Source organism: Streptomyces mirabilis, from assembly GCF_018310535.1.
Classification (GTDB): Bacteria; Actinomycetota; Actinomycetes; order Streptomycetales; family Streptomycetaceae; genus Streptomyces.
On the sequence record NZ_CP074102.1, the window covers coordinates 5906461 to 5924124 of the forward strand.

Annotated in this window: 17 protein-coding genes and 1 pseudogene; 7 read left to right on the forward strand and 11 right to left on the reverse strand. The window is 69.6% G+C overall.

From position 1 onward, the window contains the following. Window positions 1-32: 32 nt before the first annotated feature. From SMIR_RS25965 to SMIR_RS25975, 3 genes and pseudogenes are all read right to left on the reverse strand, one after another. Window positions 33-2270: a serine/threonine-protein kinase gene (locus SMIR_RS25965; RefSeq protein ID WP_168491356.1), complete on the reverse strand. Its 2238-nt coding sequence runs from the start codon at window positions 2268-2270 to the stop codon at window positions 33-35. Window positions 2271-2359: 89 nt separating this feature from the next. Next, a complete protein-coding gene (locus SMIR_RS25970) occupies window positions 2360-2632 on the reverse strand; it encodes a DUF397 domain-containing protein (RefSeq protein ID WP_168491354.1) in 273 nt (90 codons plus the stop codon). Further along, window positions 2614-3440: pseudogene (locus tag SMIR_RS25975) on the reverse strand (helix-turn-helix domain-containing protein). Before SMIR_RS25975 ends, SMIR_RS25970 begins: the two are co-directional and overlap by 19 nt. A 330-nt stretch (window positions 3441-3770) precedes the next feature. Here SMIR_RS25975 and SMIR_RS25980 point away from each other — a divergent pair. Next, window positions 3771-3986: a hypothetical protein gene (locus SMIR_RS25980; RefSeq protein ID WP_168491350.1), complete on the forward strand. Its 216-nt coding sequence runs from the start codon at window positions 3771-3773 to the stop codon at window positions 3984-3986. A 103-nt stretch (window positions 3987-4089) separates the two neighbouring features. Here SMIR_RS25980 and SMIR_RS25985 read toward each other — a convergent pair whose 3' ends face one another. Beyond that, on the reverse strand, window positions 4090-4227 hold the full coding sequence (locus tag SMIR_RS25985) for a hypothetical protein (protein ID WP_168491347.1): 138 nt from the start codon (window positions 4225-4227) through the stop codon (window positions 4090-4092). Window positions 4228-4289: 62 nt separating this feature from the next. Between SMIR_RS25985 and recO the strand changes: the two genes are divergently transcribed. Together recO and SMIR_RS25995 are read left to right on the forward strand one after the other, a co-directional pair. Then, window positions 4290-5036, forward strand: coding sequence for a DNA repair protein RecO (gene recO / locus SMIR_RS25990; RefSeq protein ID WP_054235479.1), 747 nt, complete (start codon window positions 4290-4292; stop codon window positions 5034-5036). 22 nt (window positions 5037-5058) lie between these two features. Further along, complete coding sequence (locus SMIR_RS25995; RefSeq protein WP_101405267.1) at window positions 5059-5904, forward strand: isoprenyl transferase; 846 nt, start codon at window positions 5059-5061, stop codon at window positions 5902-5904. Window positions 5905-6010: 106 nt separating this feature from the next. On the opposite strand, the gene SMIR_RS26000 is transcribed toward SMIR_RS25995, so the two are convergent. The 4 genes from SMIR_RS26000 to SMIR_RS26015 are packed head-to-tail and all read right to left on the reverse strand — an operon-like array spanning window position 6011 to window position 9164. Continuing rightward, the gene (locus SMIR_RS26000) at window positions 6011-6427 is read right to left on the reverse strand and encodes a Fur family transcriptional regulator (RefSeq protein WP_054235481.1); all 417 of its coding nucleotides are present in this window, start codon (window positions 6425-6427) and stop codon (window positions 6011-6013) included. A 58-nt stretch (window positions 6428-6485) separates the two neighbouring features. Continuing rightward, complete coding sequence (locus SMIR_RS26005) at window positions 6486-7388, reverse strand: metal ABC transporter permease (RefSeq protein WP_168491331.1); 903 nt, start codon at window positions 7386-7388, stop codon at window positions 6486-6488. After that, window positions 7388-8155: a metal ABC transporter ATP-binding protein gene (locus tag SMIR_RS26010; protein ID WP_168491329.1), complete on the reverse strand. Its 768-nt coding sequence runs from the start codon at window positions 8153-8155 to the stop codon at window positions 7388-7390. The genes SMIR_RS26005 and SMIR_RS26010 overlap by 1 nt, the downstream gene beginning before the upstream one ends. A gap of 28 nt (window positions 8156-8183) precedes the next feature. Next, on the reverse strand, window positions 8184-9164 hold the full coding sequence (locus SMIR_RS26015; RefSeq protein ID WP_168491327.1) for a metal ABC transporter substrate-binding protein: 981 nt from the start codon (window positions 9162-9164) through the stop codon (window positions 8184-8186). A gap of 191 nt (window positions 9165-9355) precedes the next feature. Here SMIR_RS26015 and SMIR_RS26020 point away from each other — a divergent pair, with 191 nt between their 5' ends. Beyond that, entirely contained in the window at window positions 9356-10738 is a 1383-nt protein-coding gene (locus SMIR_RS26020; RefSeq protein ID WP_060901977.1) for a glycine--tRNA ligase, read from the forward strand. 174 nt (window positions 10739-10912) lie between these two features. Here SMIR_RS26020 and SMIR_RS26025 read toward each other — a convergent pair whose 3' ends face one another. Beyond that, window positions 10913-13384: a SpoIIE family protein phosphatase gene (locus SMIR_RS26025; protein WP_249938479.1), complete on the reverse strand. Its 2472-nt coding sequence runs from the start codon at window positions 13382-13384 to the stop codon at window positions 10913-10915. 241 nt (window positions 13385-13625) lie between these two features. Between SMIR_RS26025 and SMIR_RS26030 the strand changes: the two genes are divergently transcribed. Next, window positions 13626-14099 (forward strand): carboxymuconolactone decarboxylase family protein, encoded by a 474-nt coding sequence (locus SMIR_RS26030; protein ID WP_168501004.1) that lies wholly within the window; start codon window positions 13626-13628, stop codon window positions 14097-14099. Between the two features lie 151 nt (window positions 14100-14250). On the opposite strand, the gene SMIR_RS26035 is transcribed toward SMIR_RS26030, so the two are convergent. Then, window positions 14251-14697: a cupin domain-containing protein gene (locus tag SMIR_RS26035; RefSeq protein WP_212728415.1), complete on the reverse strand. Its 447-nt coding sequence runs from the start codon at window positions 14695-14697 to the stop codon at window positions 14251-14253. A gap of 383 nt (window positions 14698-15080) precedes the next feature. Here SMIR_RS26035 and SMIR_RS26040 point away from each other — a divergent pair, with 383 nt between their 5' ends. Then, window positions 15081-15977, forward strand: coding sequence for an RNA polymerase sigma-70 factor (locus SMIR_RS26040; protein WP_212727444.1), 897 nt, complete (start codon window positions 15081-15083; stop codon window positions 15975-15977). 76 nt (window positions 15978-16053) lie between these two features. Here the strand turns inward: SMIR_RS26040 and SMIR_RS26045 are convergent, their stop codons facing one another. Then, window positions 16054-16893, reverse strand: coding sequence for an oxidoreductase (locus SMIR_RS26045; protein WP_212727445.1), 840 nt, complete (start codon window positions 16891-16893; stop codon window positions 16054-16056). 145 nt (window positions 16894-17038) lie between these two features. On the opposite strand from SMIR_RS26045, the gene SMIR_RS26050 reads away from it, so the two are divergent. Next, on the forward strand, window positions 17039-17599 hold the full coding sequence (locus SMIR_RS26050) for a TetR/AcrR family transcriptional regulator (RefSeq protein WP_168491324.1): 561 nt from the start codon (window positions 17039-17041) through the stop codon (window positions 17597-17599). Window positions 17600-17664 lie beyond the last annotated feature (65 nt).

Sequence of the window (17664 nt, forward strand, 5' to 3'; positions counted from 1 at the left end):
GCGCCGGTGAAGCGGTCGGCCGACGGCGTGGGTCACTTCTTGGTCGCGGCCGGCTTCGGTCCGGCCTTGGGGCGGTCCGGGCGTACGGAGAAGGCGGTGTCGCCCGCCACGGCGACGATGGCGTCCTTCACGAGCAGCAGGCTCGGGACCGTGGTCTCCGGCGAGTTCCCGGGGTTGTCCAGCTTGTCCGTGTTCCACCGCGCGGCGCCGGTCGCGCGGTCGAGCGCGAGCAGCCGGCCGTAGCGGTTGGCGAAGAAGAGGTCGTGGTACGTCGTCGACAGCGCCGGCTTCGACAGATTCTCGATCTGCGTCTCACGCTGCCAGAGCCGGGCGCCGTCGGTCACCCTGACCGCTGTGACGGTCCCGTCGGGCCGGACGAAGTACACGACGCCGTCGAGGAGGGTGACCGAGCCGCGCGGGGGGCCCGCCAGGGGGATCCGGACGAGGTCGCCGCTGGTCGGGTTCACTCTCAGCAGGCTTGAGTACGGTGTGTCCGTGTCGTCGGCGAGCTCGTCCTGCGCCGCGTTCCGTGGCACCGCGAACAGCGGCTGCCCGCCGACGGTGCCGAGCGGCACCACCCCGCGGGGGAGTGTGGCGAGGTCGTGCGCCGTGCCGTCGGCCGGGTCGAGGCGCACCAGGCCGGTCGAGCCCGTGTCGGTGTTCTCCGGCGTGCACAGGCCGTAGGGGACGCCGTCCAGGGCCAGTGGGGTGCAGGAGTTGCCCGCCGACGACTTCGCCGGTGTCCGCCACAGGTCCTTGCCCGTTCTGGCGTCGAAGGCGACGAACTCCGTCCCGTCGTCCCCGTCGTCCGACTTCGCCAGGGCGCCGCCGTCGAACAGGACGGCGGGCCGGACTTCGTTGATCGGGCGGTACCAGAGCCGTTTTCCGGTGCGGGCGTCGAGGGCGACCAGCCGCCAGGTCTCGCGCACGTTCAGGCCCGGCTTCTCGTAGGTGTACACGATCCCGTCCCGGACGCCGAGCGGCAGCGTGGTCTGCGGGCTGTGGCCGACCCGCCACTCCACGCGGCCGGAGGCGGCGTCGAGCTTGGCGACCGTGAAGCCGGACCCCGCGCAGTACAGGGAGGAGCCGCCCGACACGCAGCCGGAGTCCGAGCCGCTGATGGAGATGTCCGCGTACGCCTTGTCCGGGGCCTGGGTGAGGTTCGCACGCCAGGGCTTCCAGCCGGTGGGGAGCGCCGCGGCGGGAGAAGCGGCGGCGCGGGACGCGGGTGTCCGCCCGCCGGGTGTGCCCTCGGTGGTCTTCGGGCCCGACACCATGTAGTACACCGACGCGGACACCGCCGTGACGGCCAGGGCCGCGCCGAGGGCGACGAGGAGACGCACCCGGCGACGACGGCGGCCGGTGCCCGTCGAGGTCGTCGTGTCACCGTGTCTCTGGGTGGCCCTCCGTCCGCCCGCGACGGTCGGCCGGCCCGACGACGCCGGAGCGGTCGTCACGTCCGGCAGGTCCCTGAACAGCCGGTGCAGTTCGGTGAGGTCGGGCCGGGCGGTCGCGTCCTTGTCCAGGCAGCGCTCGGCGATGCTCCTGAGGGGCTCCGGTACGCCGTCCAGGACCGGCTGCTCGTGCACCACCTGGTAGCCCGTCATGTACGGGCTGCCACCGTCGAAGGGACGGTTGCCGGTGGCCGCGTACACCAGCAGCGAGCCCAGCGAGAACACGTCCGAGGCGGCGGTGACGTCCCGGGGCGAGGCGAACTGCTCCGGGGACATGAAGGGCGGGGTGCCGATCAGCCGTCCCGTCACGGTGAGGGTCTGGTTGTCGGCGGCGCGCGAGATACCGAAGTCGATGACGCGCGGACCGTCCTCGGCCACTAGGACGTTGCTCGGCTTGAGGTCCCGGTGCACCACACCCGCCTCGTGGATGTCCCGCAGCGCCTCGACGAGCCCCAGCGCCAGCGTGCGCAGCGCGTCCCCGCCCAACGGGCCTTCCTTCGCCACGATTTCGGACAGCGTCCGGCCCGGTACGTACAACGTTGCCATCCACGGCACTTCGGCGTCCGGATCGGCGTCCACCACGGGAGCGGTGAACGCTCCGCTCACCCGGCGGGCCGCGGAGATCTCCTGCCGGAAGCGGACGCGGAACTCCTCGTCCTGCGCGTACTGCGCGTGTACGACCTTGACCGCGACCTGCCGTCCCGAGGCGGAACGTCCCAGGTAGACGACGCCCATACCGCCGCTGCCGAGCCGGTCGACGAGCGTGTAGCCGCCTATCGACCCGATGGACCCCGATTCCCCGGTGCTCAGCGGCATGGCCGGTCACCTTTCCCAAATCCCCTGTGTCGCACGCCTGTTCTGCGGCATCACACTAGTACCTGTGTCGCAGGGGGCCGGGTGTCAGGTCACTTCGCGACGGTACGGAGGAACGCCGTCCAGGCGAGGGCGCCGATGAGGAGGACGGGGCCGTCGGTGACTTTGCTGTCGCGGACGGGGACGATGCCGGGGACTCCGTCGGCGACTTCGAGGCAGTTACCGCCGTCGCCGTCGCTGTACGTGCTCTTGCGCCAGCGGGCGGCGCCGGGGAAGTCGTACGCGACCTCGATGCAGCTGCCGCCGTTGTCGTCGCTGTAGCTGCTCTTGCGCCACTGAGCCGAGCTCAGGTCGTACTCGCGCATCGTCTGTGGTCCTCCGCCGCCGACGAGAGCAGGGCCGGGGACGCCTCCGGCGGCAGTGCGGCGGCCCTGAGCAGATCGTATGTCTGCTGCACTCGCTTCACCAGGCCTGGATCGTCCAGCAGATTGCCCGAATACACCGCCTCTGTATAGGCAGTTGGCGGGGCGTCCTCGAACTCCATGAGCGTCAGCATCCGGCCCATGAGCGGGTAAGCTCCCGCGCTGGTCGGCAGCACCTGCACCAAGACTTTCCGCTGCCGCACCAGGTCCGCGATGTGATCCAGCTGCTTGGCCATTTCGGCCCCGCCGCCGACCGGGATCCGCACCACGTGCTCATGCAGGATTGCCCAATACACAGGGCGGCGCCCAGGATCTGCGCCCGCTCCATGCGGGCCGTCACCTTCTCCTCGATGTACGCGTCGGTGACGAACGGGTTGCCCGCCAGCATTACCGCACGCGCGTACGCGGGCGTCTGCAACAAGCCCGGTACGAGCGCGGGCGCGAACTCCGCGATCCTCGTCGCGGTCCTCTCAAGCTCCACCACCTCCGCGAAGTAATCCGCGTACCGCTTGTCGTCAATCAGTTTTTGCCACGTGCGCTCGAAAAAGCCGTCGGTTTGCAGGAGTGCGTCGATCCGTTGGGCCACATCCAACTGTGGTTTCCGAATGGCCTGTTCGAACTGGCCGATGTAACCCCCGGAGACGAATACCCGCGCTCCCAGCTCCACCTGGGTGAAACCGGCATCCTCCCGTCGTCGTTTCAGCTCCGCCCCGAAGAACTCCCACGCCGCCTGCCGCGAACCGTTGGCCATGGCCAAACCCCTTACGCTGCACCGAACTTGTAGAGGACAGACTCCTGCCGAGTGTAGATGCGGAGCGTCACTCTGGAGACGCGAAGAGTGAAACTCGGAAAGTCGGGGGAACAGGGTGAAGGCACAACACTCGGCGCTCTGCGTCGAAGAGGCGGAGGTAACGGTGAAGGAATTGCGGGCGGCACTGAAGAGGGCCGGAATTACGTTGCCGTCGCTCCGGATCGACCCGGCGAGTTTGGCGCGCGAGGCACCTTGTCCGCGCGTCGAATTGGGCGGCTGCTCCATGGAGGTCGCGGCCCGGCTCGTGGCGGCGCTGCGTTGAGGCCCCCGATGAAGCCGCCGATCGGCTCGTACGTCGTCGACACGCGCACGGAGAAGGTGGGCATGGTGATGGGACACGAGGGACCGTACGTACAGCTGAGACCGCTGGGTGGGGGCAAGGAGTGGGACTGCGAGCCGGACACCGTCCGGCGGGCCACCGCGGCGGAGCGGCTCAGCGCGGCCACGGCGTATGCGAACGCACGCAGCCGCGGTGAGGTCCCGTGAGCGGTGGTTCGGCGGACGTCAGCGCAGCGGAGCCCGGCGTGGCGGCCCGTCCCAAGAGTGCCCCCACCCTCCTGGCGAGTGCGTGATCGAGTAGGGGGACCTCTCAGCCGTTGAGGATCCGGGCCGACCGGGCCTGGCGGGCGCCGTCCCGCCAGGCCGGTGCCACGACCGGTGGGCTCGCCGGAAAGCCCCACGCCTGTTCGTCCGGCGTGGGCGGTCGGCCGCCAGGCGAGTCGGCCATGTTCACTTGCAAGAAGTACGGCACCCGCCGGTGCATGCCCTCGCATACGCGAGAATGGCCCCATGAGCCTGTTCCGCGACGACGGCATCGTGCTGCGCACCCAGAAGCTGGGTGAGGCGGACCGGATCATCACGCTGCTCACTCGCGGTCACGGCCGCGTACGGGCCGTGGCCCGTGGCGTGCGGCGGACCAAGTCGAAGTTCGGGGCGCGGCTCGAACCCTTCTCGCACGTGGACGTGCAGTTCTTCGCGCGGGGGAGCGAGCTGATCGGGCGCGGCCTGCCGCTGTGCACGCAGAGCGAGACGATCGCTCCGTACGGCGGCGGGATCGTGACGGACTACGCGCGCTACACCGCCGGTACGGCCATGCTCGAAACCGCCGAGCGGTTCACCGATCACGAGGGCGAGCCCGCCGTGCAGCAGTATCTGCTGCTCGTCGGCGGGCTGCGCACCCTCGCCCGGGGCGAGCACGAGCCGCACCTCGTCCTCGACGCCTTCCTGCTGCGCTCCCTCGCCGTGAACGGCTACGCGCCCAGCTTCAGCGCCTGCGCGAAGTGCGGGATGCCGGGACCGAATCGGTTCTTCTCGGTCGCGGCGGGAGGTTCCGTCTGCGTGGACTGCCGGGTGCCCGGCAGCGTCGTACCCTCGGCGGGGGCCCTCGAACTGCTCGGCGCGCTGCTGACGGGAGACTGGGAGACCGCGGACGCGTGCGAGCCGCGGTATGTCCGGGAGGGCAGCGGGCTGGTGTCGGCCTATCTGCACTGGCATCTGGAGCGCGGGCTGCGCTCACTCCGGTACGTGGAAAAGTAAGACTGAGGGAGACGAGAAGCACATGGTCGTACGCGGGATCCTGGGACGCCAGCGCCGCGAGTACAAGACGCCGGAACCCCACCCGTCCGGTGCCGTCGCGCCCAAGCTCCCCGGTGAGCTGATCCCGAACCACGTGGCGATCGTGATGGACGGGAACGGGCGCTGGGCGAAGGAGCGCGGGCTGCCGCGCACCGAGGGGCACAAGGTCGGCGCCGAGCGCGTCCTCGACGTGCTGCAGGGCGCGATCGAGATGGGGGTCGGCGCCATCTCGCTGTACGCCTTCTCCACCGAGAACTGGAAGCGCTCGCCCGACGAGGTGCGCTTCCTGATGAACTTCAACCGCGACTTCATCCGCAAGACCCGCGACCAGCTCGACGAACTCGGTATCCGGGTCCGCTGGGTGGGCCGGATGCCCAAGCTGTGGAAGTCGGTGGCCAAGGAGCTCCAGATCGCCCAGGAGCAGACCAAGGACAACAACCGGCTGACGCTGTACTTCTGCATGAACTACGGCGGTCGCGCCGAAATCACCGACGCCGCGCAGGCTTTGGCCGAGGACATCAAGGCCGGCCGGCTCGACCCGTCGAAGGTCACCGAGAAGACCTTCGCGAAGTACCTCTACTACCCGGACATGCCGGACGTGGACCTGTTCCTGCGGCCGAGCGGCGAGCAGCGCACCTCCAACTACCTGCTCTGGCAGAGCGCCTACGCCGAGATGGTCTTCCAGAACGTGCTGTGGCCGGACTTCGACCGGCGCGACCTGTGGCGGGCGTGCGTCGAGTTCGCCCAACGCGACCGCCGCTTCGGCGGCGCTGTCCCGAACGAGCAACTGCTCGCGATGGAGCAGGGCATGAGGGGCCGCGAGGAATAGGGCCTGATGCGTGAGGGGGCGCTCCGTCAGGAGGCGCCCCTTTCAGGGACGCGGGGAACTGCGCGCCCAGCCCCCACCGACCCGCAGCCCGAAAACGACCCCCCCGTTACCCCTTGGCGGCAGCGCACTCCGCACAGGTACCGAAGATCTCCACCGTGTGCGCGACGTTCACATAACCGTGCTCCACCGCGATCGCCTCCGCCCACTTCTCGACGGCCGGACCCTCGACCTCGACCGCCTTGCCGCAGACGCGGCAGACGAGGTGGTGGTGGTGCTCGCCGGTGGAGCAGCGGCGGTAGACGGACTCGCCGTCGGAGGTACGCAGTACGTCGACCTCGCCGGCGTCGGCGAGGGACTGCAGCGTGCGGTACACGGTGGTGAGTCCGACGGAGTCACCCTTGTGCTTGAGCATGTCGTGGAGCTCCTGCGCACTGCGGAACTCGTCCACCTCGTCGAGCGCCGCCGCCACGGCGGCACGCTGCCGGGTGGAACGGCCCCGAACGGGCGATCCAGCGGTTGTCACCGTTGCCTCCTCACGTCTGCCCTTGCCCGGCCATTGTGCCAGCCCGGACTGTGCGTGGTCAGACGCCGACCTTGCGTTCCGGGCCACGAGTGGCCGGAATCGCGCACTCCGCGGGGTCTCCGGCCCCCTGCGCGGCGGCCAGGGTCCGGGCCCGGCGCCGGGCCAGCGGGGTCGCCAGCGCGGTGAGCACGATGAACGCGCCGATGGTCAGCAATACGATCGTCGCACCGGGCGGCACGTCCTGGTAGTACGACGTCACGGTGCCGCCGATCGTCACGCTCACGCCGATGGCCACCGCGATCGCGAAGGTGGCGGCGAAGCTGCGGCTGAGCTGCTGGGCGGCGGCCACCGGGACCACCATCAGCGCGCTGACCAGGAGCAGGCCGACCACCCGCATCGCGACCGTCACGGTGACGGCGGCGGTGACGGCGGTGAGCAGGTTCAGGGCGCGCACCGGCAGGCCCGTCACCCGCGCGAACTCCTCGTCCTGGCTGACCGCGAACAGCTGACGGCGCAGGCCCAGGGTGACCAGGACGACGAAGGCCGCGAGCACGCAGATCGCCGTCACGTCGGACTCGGAGACCGTGGACAGGGAGCCGAAGAGGTACGAGGTCAGGTTGGCGTTGGAGCCGCCCGGCGCGAGGTTGATGAACATCACGCCGCCCGCCATGCCGCCGTAGAAGAGCATGGCGAGCGCGATGTCTCCGCGCGTCTTGCCGTACCAGCGGATCAGTTCCATGATCACGGCGCCGAGGACGGAGACGGCCGTCGCCATCCACACCGGGTTGGTGGAGAGCAGGAAGCCGAGGCCGACACCGGTCATCGCCACATGGCCGATGCCGTCGCCCATCAGGGCTTGGCGGCGCTGGACCAGGTAGATGCCGACGGCGGGCGCGGTGATGCCCACCAGGACGGCGGCGAGCAGGGCCCGCTGCATGAAGGCGTAGTTCAGGATGTCCATCAGCTCAGCAGTCCCGTCCGGATCGGTTCGGCGTCGTGAGCCGCGTGCGGGTGTACGTGGTCGTGGCCGGGCAGCGCGTGCTGGCCGACCGCCCGCGGGGGCGGGCCGTCGTGCAGGACGCAGCCGTCACGCAGGACGACCGCGCGGTCGATCAGTGGCTCCAGGGGGCCCAGCTCGTGCAGGACGAGCAGGACGGTGGTGCCCGCCGCGACCTGCTCGCGCAGGGTCTGGGCCAGCACCTCCTGGCTCGCGAGGTCGACGCCCGCCATCGGCTCGTCCATGATCAGCAGCTCGGGTTCGGAGGCGAGGGCGCGGGCGATCAGTACGCGCTGGTGCTGGCCGCCCGACAGGGCGTTCACCGAGTCCTTGGCGCGGTCCGCCATGCCGACGAGCTCCAGGGCGCGCCGTACGGCCTCGTGGTCGGCCTTGCGCAGCACGCCGAAGCGGGCGCGGGAGAGCCGGCCGGAGGCGACGATCTCGGTCACCGTGGCGGGCACGCCGCCCGCGGCGGTCGTGCGCTGCGGCACGTACCCCACCCGCCGCCAGTCGCGGAAGCGGCGCCGCGGAGTGCCGAAGATCTCTATCTCGCCGCCGCTGACCGGGACCTGGCCGATGACGGTGCGTATGGCCGTCGACTTGCCGGAGCCGTTGGCGCCGAGCAGCGCGACGACCTCACCGCGGTGCACGGTGAGGTCGATGCCGCGCAGGACGGGGCGCGAACCCAGCTCGGCGGTCACGCCGCGCAGGGATATGACGGGCTCGCTCACGCTGTCCTCCTGGAACTGGGACGGGGTGTCACTTGGCGCCCAACGCCGTTCGCAGCGCCTTCAGGTTCGACTCCATGACCTGGAAGTAGTCGCTGCCCCTGGACTTGCCGGTGATGCCCTCGATCGGGTCGAGGACGTCCGTCTTCAGGTTCGCGTCGCCGGCGATGGTCTTGGCGGTCTTGTCGCTGACGAGCGTCTCGTAGAACACCGTCGAGACGCCGTCGGCCTTCGCCATCTTCTCAAGGTCCTTCACGCGGTTCGCGCTGGGCTCCGACTCCGGGTCCAGACCGTTGATGGCCTCCTCGGTGAGGCCGTAGCGCTCGGCGAGATAGCCGAAGGCGGCGTGCGTGGTGATGAAGACCTTGGTCCTGGTGTTCGCCAGCCCGGTCTTGTACTGGGTGTCGAGATCGGCGAACTTCTTCCGCAGCGCCGTCATGTTCTTGTCGTAGTCCGCGGCATGCTTCGGGTCGGCCTTCTTGAGGGCCTTGGCGACCCCTTCGGCGACCTCGCCGTACTTCACCGGGTCGAGCCAGATGTGCGGGTCGGCGGCGCCGGACTCCTCGCCCTTGGAGCTGTCGTGCGAGGCCGCGTGCCCGCCGACCTCGTTGCCGTGCTTCTCCAGCGTGGTCAGCGACGCGGCGTCGATCTTGGTCTTGACCTCGGACTGCGCCACGGCGTCGTCGACGGCCGGCTGCAGGTTCTTGAGGTAGACGACGGCGTCCGCCGACTGGAGCTGCGCGGTCTGCCGGGCGCTGATCTCCAGGTCGTGCGGCTCCTGACCGGGCTGGGTCAGGCTCGTGACGTGCACGTGCGTCCCGCCGATCTGCTCGGCGAGGTACTGCATGGGGTAGAACGACGCCACGATGTCGAGCTTCCCGTCGCTCTTGCCGTCGACCGCCGTGGAAACCGAGCAGCCGGTGAGGGCGCCGAGGCCGACGGCGGTGGCTGCCAGGGCCGCGGACCCGGCGGTGCTTATTCGAGAAGCGGCGAGGCGCCGTCGTACGTTCATGACAGTCATTTTCAACAAACCTGGAAACGATTGTCAACAAGCCTTCGGTAAGCCCTGGGTAAACGAGACGGCGAATGAGCCGGTAAGGGGCACGATGAGGCGAGGTGTCCCCGAACCGATTTGATACGAGGGTGGGCGGCGCCGGTAACCTGAATCATTCGCTGCCGTCCGTTCGTAATGAAGAGAGCACCGTGGCCGCCGACAAGATCGACACCATCGTCAGCCTGAGCAAGCGCCGTGGCTTCGTTTTCCCCAGTAGTGAGATCTACGGCGGACAGCGTGCCGCCTGGGACTACGGCCCGCTCGGCGTCGAGCTCAAGGAGAACATCAAGCGCCAGTGGTGGCGCTACATGGTCACCTCCCGCGAGGACGTCGTCGGTATCGACTCGTCGGTGATCCTGGCGACCGAGGTCTGGGTCGCGTCGGGGCACGTCGCCACCTTCACCGACCCGCTCACCGAGTGCACCTCCTGCCACAAGCGCTACCGCGCCGACCACCTGGAGGAGGCCTACGAGGCGAAGCACGGCCGCCTCCCGGAGAACGGCCTCGCCGACCTCAACTGCCCCAACTGCGGCAACAAGGGCACGTTCACCGAGCCCAAGCAGTTCTCGGGCCTGCTCACCACCCACCTCGGCCCCACGCAGGACAGCGGCTCCGTCGCCTACCTGCGCCCTGAGACGGCCCAGGGCATCTTCACCAACTTCGCCCAGGTCCAGCAGACCTCGCGCCGCAAGCCGCCCTTCGGCATCGCGCAGATGGGCAAGTCCTTCCGCAACGAGATCACGCCCGGCAACTTCATCTTCCGCACCCGCGAGTTCGAGCAGATGGAGATGGAGTTCTTCGTCAAGCCGGGCGAGGACGAGAAGTGGCAGGAGTACTGGATGCAGGAGCGCTGGAACTGGTACACCGGCCTCGGTCTGCGCGAAGAGAACATGCGCTGGTTCGAGCACCCCAAGGAGAAGCTCTCCCACTACTCCAAGCGCACCGCCGACATCGAGTACCGCTTCAGCTTCGGCGGCAACGAGTGGGGCGAGCTGGAGGGCGTCGCCAACCGCACCGACTACGACCTCGGCGCGCACTCCAAGGCCTCCGGCCAGGACCTCTCCTACTTCGACCAGGAGGCCGGCGAGCGCTGGACTCCGTACGTCATCGAGCCCGCCGCCGGTGTCGGCCGCGCGATGCTGGCGTTCCTGCTGGACGCCTACGTCGAGGACGAGGCCCCCAACGCCAAGGGCAAGATGGAGAAGCGCACGGTGCTGCGCCTCGACCCGCGCCTCGCGCCGGTCAAGGTCGCCGTCCTGCCGCTCTCCCGCAACCCCGAGCTGTCCCCGAAGGCCAAGGGCCTCGCCACCGCCCTGCGCCAGCACTGGAACATCGACTTCGACGACGCGGGCGCCATCGGCCGCCGCTACCGTCGCCAGGACGAGATCGGCACCCCGTTCTGCGTCACGGTCGACTTCGACACCCTCGACGACAACGCCGTCACGGTGCGCGAGCGCGACTCGATGAAGCAGGAGCGCGTCTCCCTCGACCAGATCGAGGGCTACCTGGCCGCGCGTCTGATCGGCTGCTGACCCGGCTCGTCCGTGAAGAGCCCCCGGTTCCCGTGATGCGGGAGTCGGGGGCTCTTTTGGATCGCCGGGGCAATCCGCGCGGCCAGACGACCGCGCCTCGTAGGTGCAGTCCATGCTCGGATCCATGGGTGTGCATCGCGATCAACTGCCCTCTTCGGCCCGGGAGTTCGGCAGTCAGGCGGCTCTGCGGGGCTCGGAGGAGGTGGCGAGGTCCGCCTCGGCCCAGACGATCTTGCCGCCGGGCACCGAGCGGACACCCCATCTGCGGGACAGCTGGGCGACCAGGAACAGGCCGCGGCCGTTCTCGTCGACGGCGCGTGCGTGACGCAGCCGCGGGGGGCAGCCGCCGGCGTCGAACACTTCGCAGGTCAGGACCTGGTGCCGGACCAGGCGCAGACCGATCGGGCCGATACCGTGACGGAGGGCGTTGGTGACCAGTTCGCTGACGATCAGCTTCGTGGTGTCCTCGAGACGTTCCAGACCCCACGCGGCCAGCCGGCCGGCGGCCAGGTCCCGGGCATCGCCGACGGCGGACTGGTCGCACGGCAGCGTCCAGGAGGCGACCTGACCCGGGTCGAGCGCGCGGGTCCGTGCCAGGAGCAGGGTGACGTCGTCGGTCGGCGCCCGCCCCGCGGCGGACTCCGTGGCGCGGGTGCAGCGCTCCTCGAGGGAGTCGGCCGGTCCCGCCAGGGCCGCGCCCAGCCGGCGCATGCCCGCGTCGATGTCCTGGTCGCGGCTCTCGACCAGGCCGTCGGTGTACAGGGCGAGGAGACTCTCTTCGGGCAGGTCCAGTTCCACGGCCTCGAAGGGGATGCCCAGGCCGAGGCCCAGGGGCGGACCGGCGGGCAGGTCGGGGAAGGCGACCCGGCCCTGTGGATCGATGATCGCGGGCGGCGGGTGCCCGGCCCGTGCCATGACGCACTTTCGCGTGACCGGATCGTAGACGGCGTACAGACAGGTGGCGCCCATCACCGCGGGGGTCTGGTCCGGGTCGTAGGCATCTTCCTCGGCCAGTCGCTGGACCGTGTCGTCGAGGTGGGTCAGCAGCTCGGCGGGGGACAGCTCCATGTCGGCGAGGGTGTGGACGGCGGTGCGCAGCCGGCCCATGGTCGCGGCGGCGTGCAGCCCGTGGCCGACCACGTCGCCGACGACAAGAGCCACCCGGGCGCCGGACAGGGGGATCACGTCGTACCAGTCGCCCCCGACGCCGTTGTCGAGGTCGGCGGGCATATAGCACGAGACCGCCTCGACGGCCGCGCCGCCGCGCAACCGGTGCGGCAGCAGGTTGCGCTGGAGCGCGAGGGCCGCGGTGTGTTCGCGGGCGTACTGGCGGGCGTTGTCCAGCGACAGCGCGGCGCGACCGACCAGTTCTTCGGCCAGGAGCAGATCGATCTCCTGGAACGGCACCGGGTTCTCGGTGCGGACGAACACGGCCACCCCGAGCAGGGTGCGCCTCGCGCGGATGGGAACCACCATCAGCGAATGGATGCGGTTCTCCCTGACCTTCCGCGCCCGTGCCGGGTCCTGGTCGAACCAGGTGCCCTCGGCGGTGTCCAGGACAGGCTCCAAGTGGGGCCGCCCGGTGCGCAGTACGTCCGTGAAGGGTGAGGTGGGCGGCATGACCACCGGGTCGCCGCGCTCCCAGGGGGATTCGGGAACCCCTTGATGGATCGAGGCCAGACCGGCCCGCCGGAAGACGGGGAGGCGCCGGTCTGCCGGGCCGACGCGGACCGGGTGCCCGTCGCCGAAGGGGATCGACTGCTCCAGGTCCACGGCGACGTAGTCCGCGAACAGGGGCACGGCGAGGTCGGCCAGTTCCTGGCTGGTCCGCATCACGTCCAGGGTGCTGCCCAGGCGTACGCTGCCCCCGGTGAGGATGGCCAGGCGTTCGTACGCCCGCCGGCTCTCGGTGACGTCGACGTTGATGACACAGACCCCGAGCACTCGGCCGTCGGCGCCCTGGAGACGGAAGATCGACGCTGCGAACGTGTGGTCCCGGCGCGGACCCGGTGCGAGCCACGACCGATAGGTGTGGACACTGCTCACGCCGGTGTCCAGCACCTGCCGCATCGTCGCCTCGAGCGCCGCGGCCCTGGGACCGGACAGCACGTCGGTGAACCCGCGTCCGAGCCGTCGCTCAGCGGGGATGCCGTCGTGGCTCTCCATCGTGTCGTTCACCCACGTACAGCGCAGCCGCAGGTCACGGAACACGATGCCGATCGGTACGCGGGCGAGAAGCGACTCCCGCACCGATCCGGTCACCGTGTCCCCCGACAGCATCCCGGCGTCGGTCACCGACACGAGCCAGCCGACGGCTCCGTCCTGCCCGCGAACCATGGAGATCCGCAGGCTGACGACGAGGGGGCGGCCGTCGCGGTGGCGCACCGACGTCGTCCCCGACCAGCCGCCGTGGACACGGCACCGTTCGATGAACACCGATGCCGTCGGCGCGTCCTCGGACGTCAGCAGGACCAGAGCGGCGGATCGGCCCACCACGTCCCCGGCGGAGTATCCGACGAGCTGCTCGGCCGCCCATGTCCAACCGACGACGGTCCCCTGCTCGTCGAGCATCGCGATGGCCGAGTCGGACATCTCGCGCGTGCTCAGCAGCTGCTCACCGGTCGTCACCTTGTCCATGCTGATCATCGGGCTTCTGTCCTCGGATAGACGGTCTGGGGCGATGTTGCGGTCCAGGCAGATGCAGGCATCAGCTGGTTGTCTGCATCTTTCGGGTACTTGACTGGATTGCCGCCCTTTTTGTGACAGCTCTGGTTCTGTGAAAGCTCGGGCGAAGTCGATTCGGCCGTGCCGGGCTGTCACAGGTCGCATGGCCATCCGGTCAGTGGTGTGTATGCGCACGTATCCGCACTACGGCAAGGAGATCACCGTGGAACCGCGTCTCGACTTCTTCGGCAGCCCCGTCGGGGGCAAGGTGCTCAAGCACATCAACTCGGCCAACAAGGTCGTCTCGGACTCGACCCTCCCGGCCGTCATCCAGGAACTGGTCAAACTCCGCGCCAGCCAGATCAACGGCTGCGGCTTCTGCACCGACATGCACAGCAAGGACGCCGCCCAGGCCGGAGAAACTCAGCAGCGCCTCAACCTGGTCGCCGCCTGGCGTGAGGCCACCGTCTTCACCGACGCCGAACGCGCCGCCCTGGAACTGGCCGAACAGGGCACCCGCATCGCCGACGCGGCCGGCGGCGTCACGGACGACGCCTGGGCCGGCGCCGCCAAGCACTTCGACGACGACCAGCTCGCCGCACTGGTCTCACTCATCGCCGTCATCAACGCCTACAACCGCATCAACGTCATCAACCAGCAGCCCGCCGGCGACTACCGGCCCGGCCAGTTCGGCTGACCGACCCCGAAGGAACGGGAACCATGCTCAGCTCGGCGGCCAGGACCGATCGGTCGGTGATCACCAGGCTGTTCGAGCCCGATATGACCGCGGGCAGAAGGGTGACCACAAGCACGACTCGTACTTCGTGCAGTGAGCGAAGGCAGCCTGGTCAGGCGTCCGGGCGGGGAGCACGCAGGTGCTTCCGCTCGGCCAGCTCCTTCTCGTCGACCAGGGTGAGCATGGGCTGACCGGGCGCGCACATCATGGTGACGAGGAAACGGCTCCACGAGTCGGTCCGGTTGTTGCCGTCCTGGTAGTGGATGACGTCGCCGCCCGGCTCCCAGAATGTCTCCCCGGCCTTGATCACGCGCTCGGGCTCGCCTTCCAGCTCGAAGAGCATCTCCCCTTCGAGCATGTAGCCGAAGGCGGGCCCCGAGTGCCGGTGCGGAGGGGTGCCGGGGTCACCGGGAGGGAACGCGACGAGGACCGTCGTGGCCTCCGCCCCTTCGGGAACGAACGGCGGTTGCGCCGTCTGCAGCACGGTGAGCGCTGTCTTCCATGCCTCCGAGCGCGGTCGGGGCGCGGCGCTGCCGGTCGCCGGATCGTCGTTCGACATGGTGAGGCCTCTCTCGGTGAGTTGGACGGCTGGTTCAGGAGAGGGGGAGGCGCCGTCGGAGGTCGGCGAAGCGGTCGGATCGACCACGACCTCGGCGTCGGTCACCGCCTCGTGTCCGTCCCCGTTCGGTCTCTTCACGACCTACTACCCGATCAATCCGGTGCCGCCGAACACCGCGAACTTCATGGGGCACCTCCCGTCGCGCACCGGACGGTCACGTGGCCTTGCGTCCATACTGCGACGCCGCGGTGCGCCCCGCACGCGGCACACGCTCTCCGGCAGCCCGGGGGCTCTGTGTGCCGGGGGCGACGCCGATGGTCCGTGGTCCGAGTGAGAGGCGAGGGACCCGCTTGTAGCATGGTGATCACGGGCTGGAGGAATTCATGCGCGACCGGGACGACACCGACTCTCTCGACCGGGCGACGAGGGATTTCATCGCGGCGCGTCCCCAACTCTTCGGTATCGCCTACCGCGTGCTCGGCAGCGTCGCGGAAGCCGAGGACATCGTCCAGGACGCGTGGCTGCGGTGGCAGAACACCAACCGCGCGGACGTTCACGAGCCGGCCGCGTTCCTGGCCACGGTCACGGCCCGGCTGGCGATCAACGTGGCCCAGTCCGCGCGGGTGCGCCGCGAGTCGTACGTCGGGCCCTGGATCCCCGAGCCGGTCGACACGAGCGCGGATCCGCAGTTGGGCGCGGAACGGGCGGAGGCACTGGACCTGGCGGTCCTCTTCCTCCTGCAGAAGTTGAACCCCGTGGAACGGGCCGCCTACGTGCTGCGGGAAGCCTTCGACTACCCGTACAAGCAGATCGCGGAGATGCTGGAGACGAGCGAGGCGAACACGCGGCAGCTGGTGAGCCGCGCTCGCAAGCATCTCTCCTCGGAACGCGCGGCGCCGGTCAGCTCCACCGCTCACCGGCGCCTGCTGGAGGTGTTCCTCGCCGCGGCGCAGACGGGCGACCTGTCGGCACTCGAGGGCGTCCTCACCGAGGGTGTTGTCAGCTACACCGACGGTGACGGCGTGCGCGGCGCGGCCAGGATTCCGGTCGTCGGACGTGAGCACGTCACCAAGTTCGTCGCCGCCTTCGCCCCGCGTTTCTGGCCCGAGACCGAGGTGCGCTGGGTCGAGGCCAACGGCAGGCCGGCCGTCCTGGTTTCGGCCGGTGGCAACGCGTCGGCTCTCCTGTCCGTCGACGCGTCGGCGCGCGGCATCGAACGCCTCCTGTGGGTCATGAACCCCGCCAAGCTGGATCCCTACGTGACTTCGCTGCAGCAGTGACAAAAGCTGTCACAGATCGCCGTACCGCCTGTCGTACTGAGCGACAACCCAGGCGAACGCGGCAAGGCCGTTGCTGTCACCGAACGCCGGTCGGTGTGCCCATGGCGCGGGCGACGAGCGCGTCGTAGGCGCGGTCGGGCAGGGCACGGCGCAGGAAGATGAGGGGCCTGGCCCCGTAACCGACGGCGTACCGGGTCCTGGGGCGGCGAGCCGTGACGGCCTTGGCGACGGTGTCGGCGATGACCGAGGGTGGGGAGCTGCGGCGGGCGGTGCTCTCGGAGCCCAGGGACTCGGCCATCGCGTCGGCCTGCGTGGCGTACGCGGTGTCGCCGGAGGTCTTGCGCAGGTTGCCCGCGGCGATGCCGCCCCACTCCGTCCTGATGGCTCCGGGCTCGACGATGACCACGTCGATGCCGAACGGCTTGAGCTCCATGCGCAGGCAGTTGCTGAGCCCTTCGAGGGCGAACTTGGTTCCGTGGTACCAACCGCCCAGCGGGGTGTGGATCTTGCCGCCCATGGAAGAGATGTTGACGATCGTGCCGCTCCGCTGCGCCCGCATGTGCGGCAGCGCGAGCTGGATCAGATGGGCGGCACCGAAGATGTTGACCTCGAACTGGGCGCGCGCCTCGTCCAGCGGTACGTCCTCGATGGCCCCGTACGACCCGTACCCCGCGTTGTTCACCAGGACGTCGATACGGCCCGATTCGGCGATGATCCCGTCGACACCCGCCCGCATCGAAGCGGGGTCGGTGACGTCCATGGGCAGGACGTGGACGCCCGCCTCGGCGAGCCGGGACATGCGCTCCACCCGGCGGGCAGCACCGTACACGGTGTATCCGAGCTCCTGGAGCTTGAGTGCGGTGACTTCACCGATACCGGAGGAAGCACCGGTGACCAGGGCGACCTTGCTGGACATGGGGCAAACCTTTGAGTCGGCCCCTCGCGGGGCGGGGAACGCCAGGCAAAGATGAACCATGGCTCACTTTCATCATGAGTCACGGTTCACTTTCCTGCAAGCGAACCCGCATAGGCTTTACGTCACGACGAGACTGGAGGGCACGATGACCCAGGCCCGGCCGCTGCGCGCCGACGCGGTCCGCAACCGGAGGAAGATCCTCGACGCGGCGCACCTGCTGATCACGCGGCACGGCCCCGAGGTGCCCATGGACGCGATCGCCGAGGCTGCCGGGGTGGCGGTGGGCACGCTCTACCGGCACTACCCCACGAAGACCGATCTCGTCGGCGCGGTCCTGTCCCGGCATGTCGAGCGGATGACCCTCAACGTGGAGGAGGCGGCAGACCGCGTGCGGGCGGGGGCGCACGCCATGACCGAGCTCACCGCGCTCGTCTCCCGCGTCATCGAGGCCGCGGCCCAGGACCGCGCGGTGAAGGCCGCCGCGCAGGGAGTCGGCGCCTCGTACGCGCCCGAGAACGACACGCGTGCGGCCGCCGCGCTGGCCGACCTCATCACCGCCGGCCAGGCGGACGGTGACCTCCACCCGGACGTCACCGTCGCCGACTTCTACCTCTTGCTGGCCACCGCTCCCCTCGACCAGCCGCGCGAGGTCCGCGATCGCTGGCTCACCCTCATCCTTCCCGGCTTCACTGCGGCGGCTCGCTGAGAACTGCGGCGGCGTGCCGGGGGCTGTTGCGGCAAGCCGGGAGCTTTGGCGGCACGCCGGGAGCT

Coding starts and splice junctions, on each gene's coding strand:
- SMIR_RS25965 (WP_168491356.1), bottom strand. CDS start 2,270: ATGCCGCTGAGCACCGGGGAATCGGGGTCCATCGGGTCGATAGGCGGC.
- SMIR_RS25970 (WP_168491354.1), bottom strand. CDS start 2,632: ATGCGCGAGTACGACCTGAGCTCGGCTCAGTGGCGCAAGAGCAGCTAC.
- SMIR_RS25980 (WP_168491350.1), top strand. CDS start 3,771: ATGAAGCCGCCGATCGGCTCGTACGTCGTCGACACGCGCACGGAGAAG.
- SMIR_RS25985 (WP_168491347.1), bottom strand. CDS start 4,227: ATGGCCGACTCGCCTGGCGGCCGACCGCCCACGCCGGACGAACAGGCG.
- recO (WP_054235479.1), top strand. CDS start 4,290: ATGAGCCTGTTCCGCGACGACGGCATCGTGCTGCGCACCCAGAAGCTG.
- SMIR_RS25995 (WP_101405267.1), top strand. CDS start 5,059: ATGGTCGTACGCGGGATCCTGGGACGCCAGCGCCGCGAGTACAAGACG.
- SMIR_RS26005 (WP_168491331.1), bottom strand. CDS start 7,388: ATGGACATCCTGAACTACGCCTTCATGCAGCGGGCCCTGCTCGCCGCC.
- SMIR_RS26015 (WP_168491327.1), bottom strand. CDS start 9,164: ATGAACGTACGACGGCGCCTCGCCGCTTCTCGAATAAGCACCGCCGGG.
- SMIR_RS26025 (WP_249938479.1), bottom strand. CDS start 13,384: ATGATCAGCATGGACAAGGTGACGACCGGTGAGCAGCTGCTGAGCACG.
- SMIR_RS26035 (WP_212728415.1), bottom strand. CDS start 14,697: ATGTCGAACGACGATCCGGCGACCGGCAGCGCCGCGCCCCGACCGCGC.
- SMIR_RS26040 (WP_212727444.1), top strand. CDS start 15,081: ATGCGCGACCGGGACGACACCGACTCTCTCGACCGGGCGACGAGGGAT.
- SMIR_RS26045 (WP_212727445.1), bottom strand. CDS start 16,893: ATGTCCAGCAAGGTCGCCCTGGTCACCGGTGCTTCCTCCGGTATCGGT.
- SMIR_RS26050 (WP_168491324.1), top strand. CDS start 17,039: ATGACCCAGGCCCGGCCGCTGCGCGCCGACGCGGTCCGCAACCGGAGG.